Source organism: Tabrizicola sp. (assembly GCF_031377265.1).
Lineage (GTDB): Bacteria > Pseudomonadota > Alphaproteobacteria > Rhodobacterales > Rhodobacteraceae > JAUYQR01.
This window is the reverse complement of the sequence record NZ_JANMET010000168.1, coordinates 1-15,431: the sequence shown is the minus strand read 5'-3', so window position 1 is coordinate 15,431 and position 15,431 is coordinate 1. Positions and strand designations below refer to the sequence as shown.

General features: G+C 65.5%; 16 protein-coding genes. 6 read left to right on the top strand and 10 right to left on the bottom strand.

Annotated features, from left to right (window positions below; all coding sequences use genetic code 11):
• Positions 1 to 200 precede the first annotated feature (200 nt).
• The 4 genes from RMO18_RS09770 to RMO18_RS09755 form a co-directional block, all read right to left on the bottom strand.
• Positions 201 to 1,001, bottom strand: a complete 801-nt coding sequence (locus tag RMO18_RS09770; protein WP_309665564.1) for a 3'(2'),5'-bisphosphate nucleotidase CysQ — start codon at positions 999 to 1,001, stop codon at positions 201 to 203.
• A complete protein-coding gene (locus tag RMO18_RS09765; protein WP_309665563.1) occupies positions 988 to 2,331 on the bottom strand; it encodes a TldD/PmbA family protein in 1,344 nt (447 codons plus the stop codon). The genes RMO18_RS09770 and RMO18_RS09765 overlap by 14 nt, the downstream gene beginning before the upstream one ends.
• Positions 2,332 to 2,391: 60 nt before the next feature.
• Positions 2,392 to 3,924 (bottom strand): DUF2125 domain-containing protein, encoded by a 1,533-nt coding sequence (locus RMO18_RS09760; protein ID WP_309665562.1) that lies wholly within the window; start codon positions 3,922 to 3,924, stop codon positions 2,392 to 2,394.
• 91 nt (positions 3,925 to 4,015) lie between these two features.
• Positions 4,016 to 5,527 (bottom strand): DUF2125 domain-containing protein, encoded by a 1,512-nt coding sequence (locus RMO18_RS09755; RefSeq protein ID WP_309665561.1) that lies wholly within the window; start codon positions 5,525 to 5,527, stop codon positions 4,016 to 4,018.
• A 132-nt stretch (positions 5,528 to 5,659) separates the two neighbouring features.
• On the opposite strand from RMO18_RS09755, the gene RMO18_RS09750 reads away from it, so the two are divergent.
• The 4 genes from RMO18_RS09750 (at position 5,660) to RMO18_RS09735 (ending at position 9,770) form a co-directional block, all read left to right on the top strand.
• Positions 5,660 to 6,274, top strand: a complete 615-nt coding sequence (locus tag RMO18_RS09750; protein WP_309665591.1) for an enoyl-CoA hydratase/isomerase family protein — start codon at positions 5,660 to 5,662, stop codon at positions 6,272 to 6,274.
• A gap of 105 nt (positions 6,275 to 6,379) precedes the next feature.
• Positions 6,380 to 7,330 (top strand): agmatinase, encoded by a 951-nt coding sequence (gene speB, locus RMO18_RS09745; protein ID WP_309665560.1) that lies wholly within the window; start codon positions 6,380 to 6,382, stop codon positions 7,328 to 7,330.
• 3 nt (positions 7,331 to 7,333) lie between these two features.
• Positions 7,334 to 8,638 carry a mechanosensitive ion channel domain-containing protein gene (locus RMO18_RS09740; protein WP_309665559.1) on the top strand — a complete coding sequence of 435 codons (1,305 nt, stop codon included), beginning with the start codon at positions 7,334 to 7,336 and terminating at the stop codon, positions 8,636 to 8,638.
• Positions 8,631 to 9,770 (top strand): TIGR03862 family flavoprotein, encoded by a 1,140-nt coding sequence (locus tag RMO18_RS09735; protein WP_309665558.1) that lies wholly within the window; start codon positions 8,631 to 8,633, stop codon positions 9,768 to 9,770. Before RMO18_RS09740 ends, RMO18_RS09735 begins: the two co-directional genes overlap by 8 nt.
• A gap of 99 nt (positions 9,771 to 9,869) precedes the next feature.
• On the opposite strand, the gene RMO18_RS21110 is transcribed toward RMO18_RS09735, so the two are convergent.
• From RMO18_RS21110 to RMO18_RS09710, 5 genes are all read right to left on the bottom strand, one after another.
• The gene (locus RMO18_RS21110; protein WP_405054040.1) at positions 9,870 to 10,259 is read right to left on the bottom strand and encodes a cupin domain-containing protein; all 390 of its coding nucleotides are present in this window, start codon (positions 10,257 to 10,259) and stop codon (positions 9,870 to 9,872) included.
• A gap of 509 nt (positions 10,260 to 10,768) precedes the next feature.
• Positions 10,769 to 11,413, bottom strand: coding sequence for a porin family protein (locus RMO18_RS09725; RefSeq protein ID WP_309665556.1), 645 nt, complete (start codon positions 11,411 to 11,413; stop codon positions 10,769 to 10,771).
• 243 nt (positions 11,414 to 11,656) lie between these two features.
• Positions 11,657 to 12,739 carry a phenylalanine--tRNA ligase subunit alpha gene (gene pheS / locus RMO18_RS09720; RefSeq protein WP_309665555.1) on the bottom strand — a complete coding sequence of 361 codons (1,083 nt, stop codon included), beginning with the start codon at positions 12,737 to 12,739 and terminating at the stop codon, positions 11,657 to 11,659.
• Between the two features lie 77 nt (positions 12,740 to 12,816).
• Positions 12,817 to 13,533 (bottom strand): class I SAM-dependent methyltransferase, encoded by a 717-nt coding sequence (locus RMO18_RS09715; RefSeq protein ID WP_309665554.1) that lies wholly within the window; start codon positions 13,531 to 13,533, stop codon positions 12,817 to 12,819.
• A gap of 68 nt (positions 13,534 to 13,601) precedes the next feature.
• Positions 13,602 to 14,027, bottom strand: a complete 426-nt coding sequence (locus RMO18_RS09710) for a VOC family protein (RefSeq protein ID WP_309665553.1) — start codon at positions 14,025 to 14,027, stop codon at positions 13,602 to 13,604.
• 64 nt (positions 14,028 to 14,091) lie between these two features.
• Between RMO18_RS09710 and RMO18_RS09705 the strand changes: the two genes are divergently transcribed.
• Together RMO18_RS09705 and RMO18_RS09700 are read left to right on the top strand one after the other, a co-directional pair.
• Positions 14,092 to 14,658, top strand: a complete 567-nt coding sequence (locus tag RMO18_RS09705) for a helix-turn-helix domain-containing protein (RefSeq protein ID WP_309665552.1) — start codon at positions 14,092 to 14,094, stop codon at positions 14,656 to 14,658.
• Entirely contained in the window at positions 14,655 to 15,158 is a 504-nt protein-coding gene (locus RMO18_RS09700) for a DUF1643 domain-containing protein (protein WP_309665551.1), read from the top strand. The genes RMO18_RS09705 and RMO18_RS09700 overlap by 4 nt, the downstream gene beginning before the upstream one ends.
• Positions 15,159 to 15,185: 27 nt before the next feature.
• Here RMO18_RS09700 and RMO18_RS09695 read toward each other — a convergent pair.
• Positions 15,186 to 15,431: hypothetical protein (locus tag RMO18_RS09695; RefSeq protein WP_309665550.1), on the bottom strand; the 246-nt coding region annotated here is incomplete at its 5' end.

Genomic DNA, 15,431 nt, shown 5'->3' with positions numbered 1-15,431 from the left:
TCTTGCCGGATTTGATTTCAATCAAATCAGGCCGCGCCTGCCTGCCCCCGGCAGGCGCGATTCTCGCACCAGCCCAGTCTCGCACCAGCCCAGGCAGGCGCGGCCTGATTTACTCAACCGTTCGGGACTGCTGACAGCCCCTTGCCTCCCGGCTTCCGCCTACAGGCAATCGGACAGGACGACTGTCCACTGGACAGTCGTCAGACCTGTCCTCTAGTCGCGCCTTGGCCAACCAACCGCGCAAGCACGTCGGCATGCAGTGCCGAGGGCAGCGCCAGCACCCCGGCGGCCTTGGCGCCTGCGGTGTTGAAGCGCAGCGCCTGCCCGGTCTGATCTGTCACCACCACCCCGGCGCGCGCGGCGATCAGGCTGCCGGCGGCGATGTCCCATTCCCAGGCGTCGCGCAGGGTGAACATGCCGTCATGCCGCCCCTCGGCCGCAAGGCACAGCCGATACGCCAGCGAGGCGCGAAAGCTGCGGTGGATATCGGGTACCCCGCCGGGCCAGCGGGCGGGGTCAAGATTGGCCTTGGTGGTCAGGATATCTGCGCCGGTCAGCTCGGCCTTGGTGCTGGCGGCGATGGGCTGGCCATCGCGCAGCGGCGGGGCGTGGATGGAGGCGGTGTACAGCTTGTCCATCGCGGGCAGATAGACCACGGCGGCGGTGATCTGGCCACCGGTCGACACCGCGAGGGAATGGGCAAAGGTTTCCTCGCCGGCGATGAAGGCGCGGGTGCCGTCGATCGGATCGATGATGAACACCTGATCGCACGACAGCCGGGCGGCATCGTCGGGGGTTTCCTCGGACAGCCAGCCATAGTCGGGGCGCGCGGCCAGCAGCACCGTTTTCAGCATGTCGTTCACGGCCAGATCGGCCTCGGTCACCGGGCCATGTTCGCCGCCCTTGTCCCAGACTTGCGGATCACGCTTCCAGTGGCGCATGGCGATGCGGCCCGCGTGACGGGCGGCATCGGTCAGAAGGGCGAGATCAAGCGCCGGCAAGGGTCATCGCGGGGATCAGGATCGAGGGGACACGCATCGACAGATGCGGGCGGGCGTCATTGGCGGGGATCATCCGGGCCAGCATGTCACGCAGGTTGCCCGCGATGGTACATTCGTGGACCGGGTGGCTGATGCGGCCATCCTGCACCCAGAACCCCGAGGCGCCGCGCGAATAATCCCCGGTGGTGGGGCTGATGGTGGAGCCGATCATCGAGGTGACCAGCAGGCCGGTGCCCATGGCGGCGATCAGATCGTCGCGGCTGGCGGTGCCGGGGGTAAGGTCGATGTTGGTGGTGGAAGGCGAGGGCGGCGCGCCGGTGCCGCGCGCGGCGTTGGCGGTGGAGGTGAGGCCCAGTTTGCGGGCGGTGGCAAGGTCGAGGACCCAGCCGGTGAGAATGCCGTCTTCGACGATGTTGCGGCGGTGGGTGGCGAGGCCCTCGGCGTCGAACGGGCGCGAGGCGGAGATCCGGGGGCGGTGCGGGTCTTCGGTCAGGTGGAAACCGGGTGGCAGGATCGGTTGGCCCAGAAGGTCGCGCGCCCAGGAGGAGCCGCGTGCGATGGACGCGCCGTTGATCGCCGACAGGAGGTGGCCGATGAGGGAGGCCGCGATGCGTTCGTCGTACAGCACCGGGTAGGTGCCGGTTTTGGGCTGCACCGCACCGGGGCGTTGCAGGGTGCGGTCGGCGGCGAGAAGGCCAATGGACGCGGTGTCGGGCAGGTCTGACGCGTGGGTGAGGCTTTCGCCGGCCCAGTCGCGTTCCATTGCGGTGCCGGAACCGGTGAAGGCCACCGCCGACAGTGAGCGGGACGAGCGCGCGTAACCGCCGTGAAAGCCGTTGCTGGCCGCGATATGGACCTGGCGGCGGGAATAGCCGGACGACGCCTCTACTTGCGTGATGCCCGTGCGCGACAGGGCGGCGGATTCCAGGGTGCGGGCGTCTTGTTCAAGGGTGGCGGCAGAGGGTTCGGGGCTGGGATCGCAGAGATCGAGCGCGCTGGCATCCCATGCGGTGGCCAGTTGCGACGGGTCCGCAAGGCCTGCGTGCGGGTCTTCGGGGGCCTCGCGCGCCATCGCGACGGCGCGTTCAGCGAGGGCTTCGATCGTCGCGGCTGAGGTGTCGGAGGCGGAGACGCAGGCCTGGCGGCGACCCATCAGCACGCGCAGACCGACCTCCACCCCTTCGGAGCGTTCGGCCTGTTCCAGCGCGCCTTTGCGAATGTCGATCGACAGCGACGTGCCAGAGACGGCGATGGCGTCGGCGGACCCTGCCCCGGCGCGTTTGGCGGCGGCAAGCAGGGCTTCGGTCAGGGCGGAGAGGCTGGGGGTCATGGCGCGTCCTTTGCGGTTGTCCATGACCTAGTCCTGCAGAGGGGTGTTCGCAAGGCAGGGTCAGCGCAGCTTTTGCCCGTTGAGGTACAAGCTTTTGTCACGAAACTCGATACTGGAGGTCAGCGTATCGGGGCCGTCACCAGGTTTGGCGATGAAGGCGAGGCCGAAACGCAGCGGTGTCAGTTCGTCGGGTGGGATCAGGCCCGCGCTGGCCGCACGGTCGATCAGCGCGTTGATGCCGGTGGCGGCAAAGTTGAGCAGGCCGGTCGGAGCGGGCATGCCGTCAAAGGTGACAAGGTCGCTGTTGTCGAAGGTCAGCGCGCCGGTGCCGGTAAGTTTTGCGCCGACGGCGGAAAGGAGGAGTTCATCAAGCGACAGCGCCACGATGTCGACCGGCAGGTCGTTCGTGGAGGCGGGCTGCCAATTGGGTGCCAGCGCCTCGGGCTTGACGGCATAGCGGCCGGACAGGGCGAGGGCAAAGGACAGCGGGTCACGCGGGAAGACGGACGCGGGGTCGATCTGTTGCCAAAGCGCTTCGGAAAAGCTGAAGGCGCTGAGGCGGGCGGAGACGGTGAAGGGTTCGGGGCCGGACAGGGTGCCGAAGTTGACGGAGACGCCATAGCTGAGATCGTCATAGCCGAAGGCGGCTGCGGTGAACGGCACTTCGGGATCGTCGATGGTGATGTCAAAGCTGGTCAGGCCGGAGGTGAGATCGACCAGCAGACCTGCTTTGTCGGCGCGCAGGGTGGCGGCACCGGAGGCCGAGGTCAGCGCAATATCCTGCGGGCCGGGGGCAGGATCGGCCAGCCGGGCGGTGAAGGCGAACGGGCCGTGACTGAAGCTGGCGCGCAGGCCATCGGTGGCGGACATGCCCTGCAGAAGATCGGGCAGATTGGGCGAGGTCTTGGTCAGGCTGTCGGGCGGCGCTTGCAGATCGAAAGCCCCGGCAAGGGCAGAGAGATCAACGGTGAAAGAGCCGCCCTCGCCCTCGGGCAGAGCCACGAGGGTATCTGCGTGCAGCGTGCCGAGGGTGAAGTTGGTGGAGATGATCGGCGCGGTGGCCGTGAGATCCTGCCGGTGGCGCAGGCTGAGGTCAGCGGCGGCAAAGGTAAGGTCGGCGGCATAGTCAGCCTTGGCGGCGGCAGGCAGGTCCAGCGGATCAAGCGTGACGGTGAGGCTGGGCGCGGTGATGTTGAAAGCCGCAAGATCGCCCAGCCCGGCGATGGAAATCGCAAGGCCGGGGGCGGTTGCAGTGAAGGTCAGGCGGGACGGATCGTCAGGGCCCTGCGGTGGGGGCAGATCGAGCGTCAGGGGAAAGCTGGCGGGCAGCACCACGGCAACAGTGCCATCGGGCCGGGTTTCCAAGGTAAGCCGGTCAAGCCGCAGGGTGGCGGGGTCATCGGGCGTGCCAAGGGCGAGCGCGAGGCGGGACAGGACCAGACGGTTGCCTTCGGTCTTGGCCAGTGCGGTAAGCGGGGTGCCTGCTGCGCTGGCAAGGCGCTGCCAGTCAGCCCAGACCTGATCGGCGGTGACATCGGCCATGGCGGGCGACGCGGCGAGCAGGACGGCTGTCAAAAGCGGACGGCTGAGCATGCGGAAGCTCCTGGTTCTGGGCGCGGGCTGCGGGTGCGGAACAGAAAAAGGCCCCGGAGCGTATCCGGGGCCTTGATGTCGTGGATGGGGCCTATTGCAGTTGCTGGCCGTTGGCGAAAAAGCCTTTGTCCTTGAATTCAAGGGTCGATGTCAGCTCGTCAGGGCCGGCACCGGGACGGGCGAACATGCCCAGCATCATGCGCGCACCCATGGCTTGATCTTCGGGAAGAATGCCAATGGCGATCAGGTTGTCGATCAGGGTGTTCACGCCCTTGATGGAAACCTCGATCGTGCCGGTCGGGGCGGGCATGCCCTGGAACGTCACAAGGTCGGTATTGTCGAAGGTCAGCGCACCTGTAGCCCCGACTTCTGCACCGGCCGCTTTGACCAGAACTTGAGTGAGGTCAAGCGAGGTCAACTCTCCCGGAGGTTCGGCGCCGTCCATTTGGGCGTTCGGGTCCATGATGTCCTGCTTCCAAAAGCCGGTGCCCTTGGCATCAAGAATGATCGTCGCCGGTTCGCGCGACAGGGTGCCGGAGGGGTCGAACATGCCCCAGACCTCGTCCGAAACGGTCAAATCAACCAGTTTGGTCAGAAAGGCGAAATCCTGCGGCGTGTCGGATTTCGACGCGGGCAGAAGCACGTTGAAGGCGGATTCGCCAAAGGCTACGGTCACTTGCGGGAACGGGATATCTGCGCTGGACACCGTGAAGCTGGCACCGTTCAGGGTGGTGCCGTAGTTCACCCGGGCTTTGTCCATCGCCAGGGTAAAGCCGCCACCGGAGGCGTTGCCCGAAACTTTGGACGGGCCAGCGGCGTCGACCGTATCGGCGGTGAAGGTCATCGCGCCGAAGGTGAAGTTGCTGTCGACGGTGAAGCCCGCGTTCAGCGCGGCGGCCATGTTGGCCATCATGTCGGCACCAAGGAAGTTGCCCTTGGAGGTGCCCGCAACATCAGCAATGGAGAAGGTGGCCTTTACGTCGGTCGACGTCTCGGTGTCTTTGCCGGAGATGTTGATGACCATGCTTTTGGCGGTGTAGCTGCTGTCGAGAGCGCTGACATCGCCGGTCTTGGCGACGAGGTATTTACCGGTCATTTCGGACATCACGATGTCGGCGGTGGCATCCACGGGTTTGCCGGCCTCGTCCTTCACTTCGTCAAGCTTGACGGTGACGGAGGGGGCGGTGAAGTCATAGCTGGTCTCGGTGGCCGAACCGCCGGCGATGATGGTCATGCCGGGCTGCGACACGGTGACTTTCACTTCCGTCGGCCCGCCTTCGGAATCGGCGGGTATGGTGAGGGCGATCGGATAGCTTTCCGCCATGGTCACCTGGACGGTGCCATCGCCCAGGTCCTTGAAGTTCATCGTGTCGATGTTGGCCGCGAGGTTGCCACCGGTTTCGTCCTTGAAGGTGAGGACGAGGCCTTTGACCTCAAGCGTGTCGCCGTTGCGGGTGGCGCTGCCGACTGCCAGTTCCTGCCCGGCGCCAGTGGTCAGTGCCTGCCAGCTTTCCCAGACCTCTTCGGGAGTAACCTGCGCCTGAGCGCCCGTGCAAAACAATATGAGGGCAAGGGCGGTGCTGCCCGAGAGTCTATGGTTCATCATCATGATGCCTTTCGTCTGAAAAGAGATGCTGCATCGTTCATATGGCGGGGGAGGGCGTCAAGGGTTTCCGCGTCGGGTTAAGGGATGTAAACGCTTTTGTCATGGGGTTTGATGCAGGGCGGGCTTGGAATGATCGAGGTGGAGCGCGACGGGCGGATCTGGACGCTGCGGCTGGCGCGGGCAGAGAAGGCGAATGCGCTGACCGCCGCGATGCTGGCGGCGCTGGCGGCGGCGGTGGCCGAGGCGGTTCGGGCCGAAGTGGCGGTGCTGGTGCTGACCGGGGCAGGAGCGGTGTTTTCGGCCGGGGCGGATCTGGGCGAGATGCGGACGGGGTTAGGGGTGAACCCGCTGTGGGAGCGGGCGTCGGGGGCGATTGCGGGGTTTGCGGGGCTGACGGTAGCGGCCTTGAACGGCACGTTGGCTGGCGGCGCGATGGGGCTGGCGCTGGCGTGCGATCTTCGGATCGCGGTGCCGGGGGCGGAGTTCTTTTACCCGGTGATGCGGCTGGGCTATCTGCCGCAACCGTCGGACCCGGGGCGGCTGGCGGCGCTGGTGGGCCCGGCGCGGGCGCGGATGATCCTGTTGGCAGGCGCGCGGATCGGGGCCGAGGAGGCGCTGGCCTGGGGGTTGATCGACCGGATCGTGCCGGCGGAAGGATTGATCGAGGCGGCGCGGGGGCTGGCGGCGGATGCTTTGGCGGCCAAGCCCGGACATCTGGCGGCGGTGAAGCGGATGCTGGGGTGAGCGGGGGGTTTCACACCCCCCAAGGCCGCGCGAAGGGCGCGGCCTTCCCCCCGTGGGATATTTGTGGACAGATGAAATCCGGGGTTCAGGCACAGGGGAACTGTCGTGGCGCATGGGTATGAAAGCGGGCGGTTGAACCTGCCCTTTGTCGGGATCGCGACCTTTGGGAAGAGCCCGTATCAGCCGGACTGGGGCAAGATCGAGGCGGATTTCGCGGTGCTGGGCGCGCCTTACGACATGGGCACCCAGTGGCGCGCTGGGGCGCGGTTTGGGCCGAGGGGGATCAGGGAGGCGTCGATGCTGTTTTCCTTTGGGCATGCCGGGGCTTATGACCATGAAGATGACGTGACCTATCTGGAAGGGGTGCGGATCGTCGATATCGGCGATGCCGACATCATCCATACCGACACGGAGGGCAGCCATGCCGCCATCGAGGCGGGGGTGCGCGCCATTCTGGACGCGGGCGCGGTGCCGGTGGTGCTGGGCGGCGATCATTCGGTGAATATCCCCTGCATCCGGGCCTTTGCCGGGCGGGGGCCGATCCATATCGTGCAGATCGACGCGCATCTGGATTTTGTCGATGAGCGCCACGGGGTGCGGCATGGCCACGGCAACCCGATGCGGCGGGCGGCGGAGGAGGAGCATGTGACGGGGCTGAGCCAGTTCGGCATCCGCAACGTCAGTTCGACCGCGAAGGAGGGGTATGAGGCGGCGCGGGCGATGGGATCGGACATCCTGTCGGTGCGCCAGATCCGCGCGCTGGGGCTGGCCGCAGTGCTGGACCGGGTGCCAGCGGGGGTGGATTACTACCTGACGATTGACATCGACGGCTTTGATCCGTCAATCGCGCCGGGCACCGGGACGCCGTCGCATGGCGGATTTCTGTATTACGAGGTGCTGGAGCTGATCGACGGGCTGACCAAGCGGGGCCGGATCGTGGGGATTGATCTGGTCGAGGTGGCGCCGGATTACGACCACAGCGGCACCACCGCGATTCTGGCGGCGCAGATCTTGTTGAACACCATCGGGCGAATTGCCCATCGCGCGAAAGGCTGAGGCATGGAGGGGCTGCCGGGCAAACTGAGCGGCTGGCTGCAACAGGGCGCAGATGTGGCGATGGGCTGGCTGGCCTCGCCCGCCGCATGGTCGCAGTTTGCGCTGCTGGCGCTGGCCTATGTGGCGGCACGGGTGCTGGCGGGGCGGATGTCGCCGGTGATCTTGCGGGTGCTGACGCCGAAGGAGGGCATGGCGGGGATGCTGGCCACGGCGCGGCGGTTCGCGCTTTTGTTCCTGCCGCTGCTGTTGCCGCTGGTTGCCTATGGGTTGACGGCGGCGGGCGAGGGGGTGACGCGGGCGGCCTTTGGATCGGGCGAGGTGATTGCGTTTGGCAAGCGGGTGTTCCTGTTTCTGGCGGCGCGGGCGCTGGTGGGCGAGGTGCTGACCGACGGGTTCCTGAAGCTGCTGGGGCGGTATGTGCTGATCCCGGTGGCGGCACTTTATGCGCTGGGGGTGCTGGACGAGATCACCGTGCGGCTGGATGCCATGGTGGTGGAGCTGGGCAACATCCGGTTTTCGGTGCTGGCGCTGATCCGGGGGGTGATTGCGGGGGCACTGCTGTTCTGGTTGGGGGCGTGGTCGAACCGGCAAAGTGCGGGCTATATCAAGGCGCAACCGGCGCTACGACCGGCGACGCGGGAACTGGCGGTGAAGGCGGCGGAGATTGCGATCTTTGGCGCGGCATTCCTGATGCTGATGAGCATCATGGGGATCGACCTGACGGCGGTTGCGGTGCTGGGCGGCGCGCTGGGCGTGGGTATTGGTCTTGGCCTGCAGCAGATCGCGGCGAATTTCGTCAGCGGGATCATCCTGCTGATCGAGGGGCAGACCACGGTCGGCGACTATGTGGAGCTGGACGGCGGCGAGCGTGGCACCATCGTCAGGATGACGGCGCGGGCCTGCGTGCTGGAGACGTTCGATGGCCGCTGGATCGTGGTGCCGAACGAGCATTTCATCACCACGCGGGTGGTGAATTACAGCGATCAGGGGAGTGCTAACCGTTATGAGGCGCTGTTTTCGGTGAGTTATGAGACCGACATCAACCTGGTGCCGGAGATCATCGAACGCGCGGTGGCGGCACTGCCTTTCGTGCTGAGCGCACCGGACGGGCCGGATTGCGAGCTGAAGGGGTTTGGCGAAAGTGCGGTGGATTTCGCGGTGGAATACTGGGTGGCGGGGATTGATGACGGCAAGAACAAGTACGGCTCGCCGGTGCTGTTTGCGGTGTGGAACGCGCTGAAGGCGGCGGGGATCGAGATGCCCTATCCGCACCGGGTGGTGGAGATCAGGGGCGGCACCGTTGGTTGACGCGCTGGTCATCGGGGCGGGGCCAGCCGGGTTGATGGCGGCGGAGGAGCTGGCGCGGGCGGGGCGGCGGGTGCTGGTCTGCGAGGCCAAGGCTTCGGTCGGGCGCAAGTTTCTGATGGCGGGGAAATCAGGGCTGAATGTCACCAAGGACGAGGGCGCGGCGGCCTTTGCGGGCAGGTATGACAGCGACTGGCTGGGGCCGATGCTGGCGGAGTTCGGGCCGGCGGAGGTGATGGCCTGGTGCCGTGGGCTGGGGCAGGAGGTGTTCACCGGGTCTTCGGGGCGGGTGTTTCCGGCGGCGATGAAAGCCTCGCCCTTGCTGCGGGCGTGGCTGGCGCGGTTGGGGGCGGCGGGGGTTGAGGTGCGGACGCGCTGGCGCTGGGCGGGGTTTGCGGGCGCGGGGCTGCGGTTTAAGATGCCGGAGGGGGAACGGGTGCTGACCCCGGCGGTGACCGTGCTGGCGCTGGGCGGGGCAAGTTGGGCCAGGCTGGGGTCGGACGCGGCATGGGTGCCGTGGTTGGTGGAGCGGGGGGTGGAGGTGGCGGCCTGGAAGCCTGCGAACATGGGGTTCGCGGTGGACTGGTCGGCGCAGATGGCACGGGTGTTCGGGCAGCCAGTGAAGGGGGCGGCGCTCTATGTGGCCGGGCGGCGCGAGCGGGGCGAGTTTGTCGTGTCGGCGCGGGGGCTGGAGGGCGGCGGGATCTATGCGGTGTCGCGGGAGTTGCGCGAAGGCGCGGGGCTGGTGCTGGACCTGATGCCGGATGTGGGCGCGGCGGAGGTGGCCGCGCGGCTGGGACGGATGCGGGCGGGCGAAACGGCGGCCAACCGGCTGCGCAAGCTGGGGCTGGCGCCGGTGGCGGTGGCGTTGGTGATGGAGTTTGCGAAGGGTGCGCCGTTGACGGTGGTGAAGGCCTTGCCGGTGCGGCTGGCGGGGCCACGACCGCTGGACGAGGCGATTTCCGTGGCGGGCGGGGTGACGCGGGGGGCGGTGACCGAGGGGTTGGAGCTGCGGGCGGTTCCGGGGGTGTTCGTCTGTGGCGAGATGCTGGATTGGGAAGCACCTACGGGGGGTTATCTGCTGACCGGGTGCTGGGCGACGGGGCGCTGGGCGGGCCGGGCGGCGGCTGGGTGAACCGTGGGGACCGGAGGGTTTCACACCCTCCGGACCGCCCGTGGGATATTTGGCGAAGAGGAAGCCGAATTTTAGGTAAATTTTAGAGTTTGATGCCGGTTAGATGGGGTGGTTGACCGCTGCGGTGGCTGGATCGCCGGTGTTGGGGGTGCCTCTGGGTTCGATCAGCAGGAGATGCGCCTCATCCGCGGCGACGGTGCAATGCTCGACCCCCTTCGGCACGATGTGCAGATCGCCCGCGTTCAGGATCACATCGCCGTCACGCTGGCGGATCGTGAGCTGGCCCTTGAGGACGAGGAAGAAATCGTCGGTGTCGGGGTGGGAGTGCCAGACAAACTCGCCCTGTACCTTGACCAGCATCACGTCATGGCCATTGAAGGCGGCGATCACTTTGGGCGACCAGTGATCGGTGAACAGGCTGAGTTTCTCGGCGAGGTTGATGGCTTTTGGCGGGGCGCTGTCGGCATGGTTCGCGTCAAGCCAGGGCAGCGCGTTTTCTGACAGGGCGGTGAGTGTCTGGGCCAGCCGTTCGGGATGTTCGATGACATCGAGATAGGCGAGCGTGCCGGGGGCCGAGGTGCCGGGCGGAAAGAAGCGGTCCAGCGGCAGGTCTTCATGTTCGGGCCAGCCGTCGGGTGGGGTGCCTGCCGGGGTGAGGAAGCGCAGGGCGATCTGCACATCCCAGCCATAGCGGCTGCGCTGCAGATGCAGGGCGGATTTGCCTTGCGTGCTGGTCTTCGTCCAGGTGCTGCCCTTCAGGGCATAGCCGCGCGGAATGAGCAGGGCATCAAGGGCGGCGACGATGGCTTGATAAGCGGCCTCGCGCTGGGCCGGGAAGGCCGGGTCTTGCGAGGCCAGATGGATGCGGGCGGATTGGTCTTTGTCTTGCATGGGCAAAGCGTAGCTGGCCCGGGGATCGGGTGCAATCGGGGTAGCGGCGGGTTGGGTTGGGGCGCCCGACGTTGGCCGGGTGCCCGACGATGGCCATGAGGAAAGATCTAGAAGTGGAGATTGAAACCCAGTTTGATCTGACTGCTTGAAACACCAACAGTATCAGGATCGCCAAGGTCATAGACCTCGTCCTCGAGATCGACATGCTGGTATTCCGCCACCAAGGTGGACCGATCTGAAATGGCAAATTCGACGCCTGCGCCCAATGCCAAGCCGCTGTGGTTGTTCGTGGCCGACTCTGGCCCAGCGTCCCAGTCAATGGCGGTGACATTTGCGGCTGCAGCACCGATGGTGCCATAGACGAGTGTCTTGTTGAACGCATAGCCCGCCCGCCCGCGCAAAGTGGCCATCCAGTTCAGTTCAACATATTCATCGCGATTGACGATGGTGCCACCTGCCAGATCGTTTTCGATGTTGGTGGTGGAAACATCAGCCTCTACCCCGTAAACCCACGGCCCGGACTGGAAGTTATAGCCGATCTGAGCGCCAAGGAACGCGCCTTTGACATCGCTTGGATCGTTTACATCGATGGGAACGGCGGTCGACTCTCCAACCGCATAACCCAAGTGCAGGCCGCCGTATGGACCCGCCCAGTCAAAGCTTTGCGCTGTGGCGGATGTGCAGGAAAGACCGGCGAAACCCGCAATCAGGGTGGCAAAGAGGTGGTTTGAAGCCAGAACATTGAGTGTCATTGAGGTGCATCCTTAAGTTGGCCAGATGCGCAGTTGCGCATTTGGACCCCGCGGTTACACCCCCAAGTGTATGCAAATCCAATAATGCTAAAAATGCCATAAGGAAATAACATATGCATTCAGGCCCGATCTTTGGTTGGGCGTGTTGCGACGGCGCAACTAGGCTAAAGCCCTGTCCTGGATGGGTTTCAAAGGCCGGGAAAGCGCTGCGAGGCTGGGAGAATTGGGTTGGGGGCGGTCAGACTACCCGCTCAACCCACCCGCCAGATCCGGCACATCCAGCGCGCTGAAGCCGTAGTGGCGCAGCCAGCGCAGATCGGCCTCGAAGAAGGCGCGCAGGTCGGGGATGCCGTATTTCAGCATGGCGATGCGGTCGATGCCCATGCCGAAGGCGAAACCCTGCCACTGGTCTGGATCGACCCCTGCGGCCTTCAGCACCTTGGGGTGCACCATGCCGGAGCCGAGAATCTCCATCCAATTGTCGCCCTCGCCGATGCGGAGCTGGCCGCCAACGTTTGAATAGCGGATGTCGACCTCGGCCGAGGGCTCGGTGAAGGGGAAGTGTGACGCGCGGAAGCGCAGTTCGACCTTGTCGACCTCGAAGTAGGCCCGGCAAAACTCCTCCAGCACCCATTTCAGGTTGGCCATCGAGATGGTGCGGTCGATCGCCAGACCCTCGACCTGATGGAACATCGGGGTGTGGGTCTGGTCCATATCCATCCGGTAGACGCGGCCGGGGGCGATGACGCGGATTGGCGCGCCTTGGGCCATCAGCGCGCGGATTTGTACCGGGCTGGTGTGGGTGCGCAGCACATGTGGCGGGCGGGTGTCGCCGGGCGCGCGGTGCATGAAGAAGGTGTCATGTTCCTGCCGGGCGGGGTGTTCCGGCGGGATGTTCAGCGCGTCGAAATTGTACCAGTCGCTTTCCACCTGCGGGCCTTCGGCCACGGCAAAGCCCATGTCGGCGAAAATGGCGGTCAGCTCCTCCATCACCTGGGATACCGGATGGATGGTGCCGCGCGGGCGGGGGCGGGCGGGCAGCGTCACATCGAGCCATTCGGCGCGGAGGCGTTCGTCGAGCGCCGCATCGCCCAGCGCCATTTTCTTGGCGCGCAGTGCGGCGTCAATCTCGTCCTTCAAAAGGTTCAGCATGGCCCCGGCGACCTGACGCTGGGCAGGGTCCATCTGGCCCAGATCGCGCATTTTCAGGCTGATCTCGCCCTTCTTGCCTAGCGCTGCAAGGCGCACCTCTTCGATGCTGGCCTCATCATAGGCAGCCGAGATGGCGGCCAGATACCTGGCTTTCAACGTGTCGATGCCGTCCATCAGCGCCTCCTGCAGATCGGGGATGGTGCTAGCGGGGAAGGCCCGTGGATGCAAGGGCGGCAACGCGGGGGTGGCGGTCAGAAGATCGAGCGGCGGCCGCGGATCTTGAGGATACGGTCGGAGCGTTCGGTCTGGCCATTGCGCGAGGTGATCGAGACGGGCTGCGGTTTGCGGGTCTTTTCCACGATCACCAGCGAATCGTGAAACTGGATCGAGCCGATTTCGCTGGCCATCGGGTGCAGCGGGAAGCCCGCATCATCCTCGGTGTACCAGGAGTGCATCTTATCAATCAGGTCTTTGGCGAATTCGATGAAGCTGGCGGGCGCGCGGTGGCCGCCGCCAAAGCCGGGCCAATAGCTGGTGTGGGTATCTTCGACGATGTAGAGGCCGCCGGGGCGGAGGTGCGGCCAGAGGTGCTGAAAGCTGATGATCTGCTGGAGCATCTGATGGCCGCCATCATCGACGATCAGGTCAAACGGGCCACGATCCTGCGCAAGGGTGGCAAGGAAGTTCGGGTCGGATTGATCGCCGATGCGGATCTGGGTGCCGGGCAGTTCGAGGGCTTTGCACCCCGGGTCGATGTCGGCGAAGGTCAGCCGCGCGGCGGGGGCGAAGAACTCGCGCCACATGCGGAGTGAACCGCCTTTGTAAACGCCGATCTCAAGGAACGAGACGTCGCGGCCCTGCCAACCGCCAAGCTGGCGGTCGTAGATGTCGAGGTAGTGGTCCATCTTGTAGAGCGTGCGGTCGTCGGTTCGGGCAAGAAAACTGCGGAAGTAGCCGGGGTCTGGCATGGTGGGCCTTTGCGTGCAGGCGGGCCGGAGCACTATGCAGGTCCGCGCGCCAAAGGGCCAGTGGGCGGCTATTGCGGCAGGGCGTCGGGGGCGTATTGCGCGGCAAAGTCGGCAGAGGGTGGGATCGGGCGGATCACGTCAATCAGCACGCCATCCGGGGCGGCGGCGATGAAATGGCGTTGGCCGAACGCTTCGTCGCGCAGCGGCAGCAGGATGGTCAGGCCGGCAGCCTTGAGGCGGGCATGGTGTGCGTCGGGGTCCGCAACCTCGAAGTTCAGGATGACGCCGCCGGTTTTGCCCCGTGCCGGCGCCGGGATGGTTTCGTGGTCCTGCGCGACGAGGGCGAGGTTGATGGCGGGGTCTTCGGTGGACTGGAGATGGACGTACCAATCGGCGGTGAACAGCGGGGTGAAATGGAAATGGTCGCAGTAGAACGCGGCGGCGGCGGGCACATCGGCGCTGAGCAGGACCGGGTAGTAGCTGGTGGATTGCATCGGGGTTTCCTTTCCTTTTACATTTGGGTACATTGTGAATGTAAATAACATACAGGATGTATGTATGCAAGAGACGATGCGGCGGTCGCAGAAAGAGCGCAGTGATGCGATGCGCGGGGCGCTGATGCAGGCGGGGCGCAAGCTGTTCGTGACGCGTGGCTTTTCAGGCACCGGCACGCCCGACATTGTGGCGGCGGCGGGGGTGACGCGCGGCGCGCTATATCACCATTTCGCTGACAAGGAGGCGCTGTTCGAAGCCGTGATCAGGGCCGAAGCAGAGGCGGTGGCTTTGGCGGTGGAAGCGGCGGATTATACCAGCCTGGCGCCGGTTGATGCCCTGATCCGTGGTGGTGAGGCGTTTCTGACGGCAATGCAGGTTCCGGGGCGGGCAAGGCTGTTGCTGACTGAAGCGCCGGCCGCGCTGGGCCTTGCAAAGCTGGCCGTGATCGACCGCGAAACCGGCGCGCGCACGCTGGTCGAGGGGCTGGCGGCAGCAGGGTTGCACGATGCGGCGCTGGCAGGGTTGTTGTCAGCCGCCCATGATCGGGCGGCGCTGGCGATTGCACAGGGCGAGGCGGAGGAACCTTGGCGGGCGGCGCTGCAGCGGTTGGTGCGGGGCGCAGTGGGATGATCACCAAGCAGTTCACCAAGGGCGATGCGGTGTCGGAAGCGGTCTATTCGGATTGCCAGAAGTATCGCTATCTGCTGACGCGGGTTTGGCGGCCTGGGCCTAAAGCTTTGTTCGTGATGCTTAATCCGTCGACGGCAACGGAAGTGCAGAATGACCCGACAGTAGAGCGCTGCGAACGGCGGGCGCGGGCACTGGGGTTCGGAGCGTTCCGGGTGACCAACATTTTCGCGTTTCGGGCAACCGACCCCAAGGTAATGCGCGCCGAGCCGGACCCGGTGGGGCCGGGCAATGATGCGGCGATTGCCGACAGTGCCATCTGGGCCGACGCGGTGCTGTGCGCGTGGGGAAACCACGGCTTGCATCTGGACCGGGGCGCAGAGGTAGAGGCGCTGCTGCGCGGCACCGGCAGCCGCCTGCTGCATCTGGGGCTGACAGGGCAGAACCAGCCACGGCATCCGCTGTACGTGAGTTATGGGCAACAACCGGAAGCTTGGGCCTAGGTGATCTGCGGCCCCGGTTGGATGATATCAAGCGGCGGAAAGCCGGATGTCGCTGAGAAAGACACTGCTGCCACCGGTCACCACCGCAACCGGCGCGCCGTCCAAAAGGATTGTGACATCGTCGCCGTCCGATTTGGTGGCAAGGCTTAGCTGCGGGTCGGGATGGGCAGTGGAGTCGTAGACCACGACGATCTGGTCCTGGACAAAGTCGTAGTCGGCAATCCGGGCCACGTTGCCTTCGGCCAGCCATTCCTGCACGACAAAGCTGTCTTC

Coding starts and splice junctions, on each gene's coding strand:
- RMO18_RS09740 (WP_309665559.1), top strand. CDS start 7,334: ATGGAGGGGCTGCCGGGCAAACTGAGCGGCTGGCTGCAACAGGGCGCA.
- pheS (WP_309665555.1), bottom strand. CDS start 12,739: ATGGACGGCATCGACACGTTGAAAGCCAGGTATCTGGCCGCCATCTCG.
- RMO18_RS09705 (WP_309665552.1), top strand. CDS start 14,092: ATGCAAGAGACGATGCGGCGGTCGCAGAAAGAGCGCAGTGATGCGATG.
- RMO18_RS09715 (WP_309665554.1), bottom strand. CDS start 13,533: ATGCCAGACCCCGGCTACTTCCGCAGTTTTCTTGCCCGAACCGACGAC.
- RMO18_RS09765 (WP_309665563.1), bottom strand. CDS start 2,331: ATGACCCCCAGCCTCTCCGCCCTGACCGAAGCCCTGCTTGCCGCCGCC.
- RMO18_RS09755 (WP_309665561.1), bottom strand. CDS start 5,527: ATGAACCATAGACTCTCGGGCAGCACCGCCCTTGCCCTCATATTGTTT.
- RMO18_RS09700 (WP_309665551.1), top strand. CDS start 14,655: ATGATCACCAAGCAGTTCACCAAGGGCGATGCGGTGTCGGAAGCGGTC.
- RMO18_RS09760 (WP_309665562.1), bottom strand. CDS start 3,924: ATGCTCAGCCGTCCGCTTTTGACAGCCGTCCTGCTCGCCGCGTCGCCC.
- RMO18_RS09710 (WP_309665553.1), bottom strand. CDS start 14,027: ATGCAATCCACCAGCTACTACCCGGTCCTGCTCAGCGCCGATGTGCCC.
- RMO18_RS09725 (WP_309665556.1), bottom strand. CDS start 11,413: ATGACACTCAATGTTCTGGCTTCAAACCACCTCTTTGCCACCCTGATT.
- RMO18_RS09750 (WP_309665591.1), top strand. CDS start 5,660: ATGATCGAGGTGGAGCGCGACGGGCGGATCTGGACGCTGCGGCTGGCG.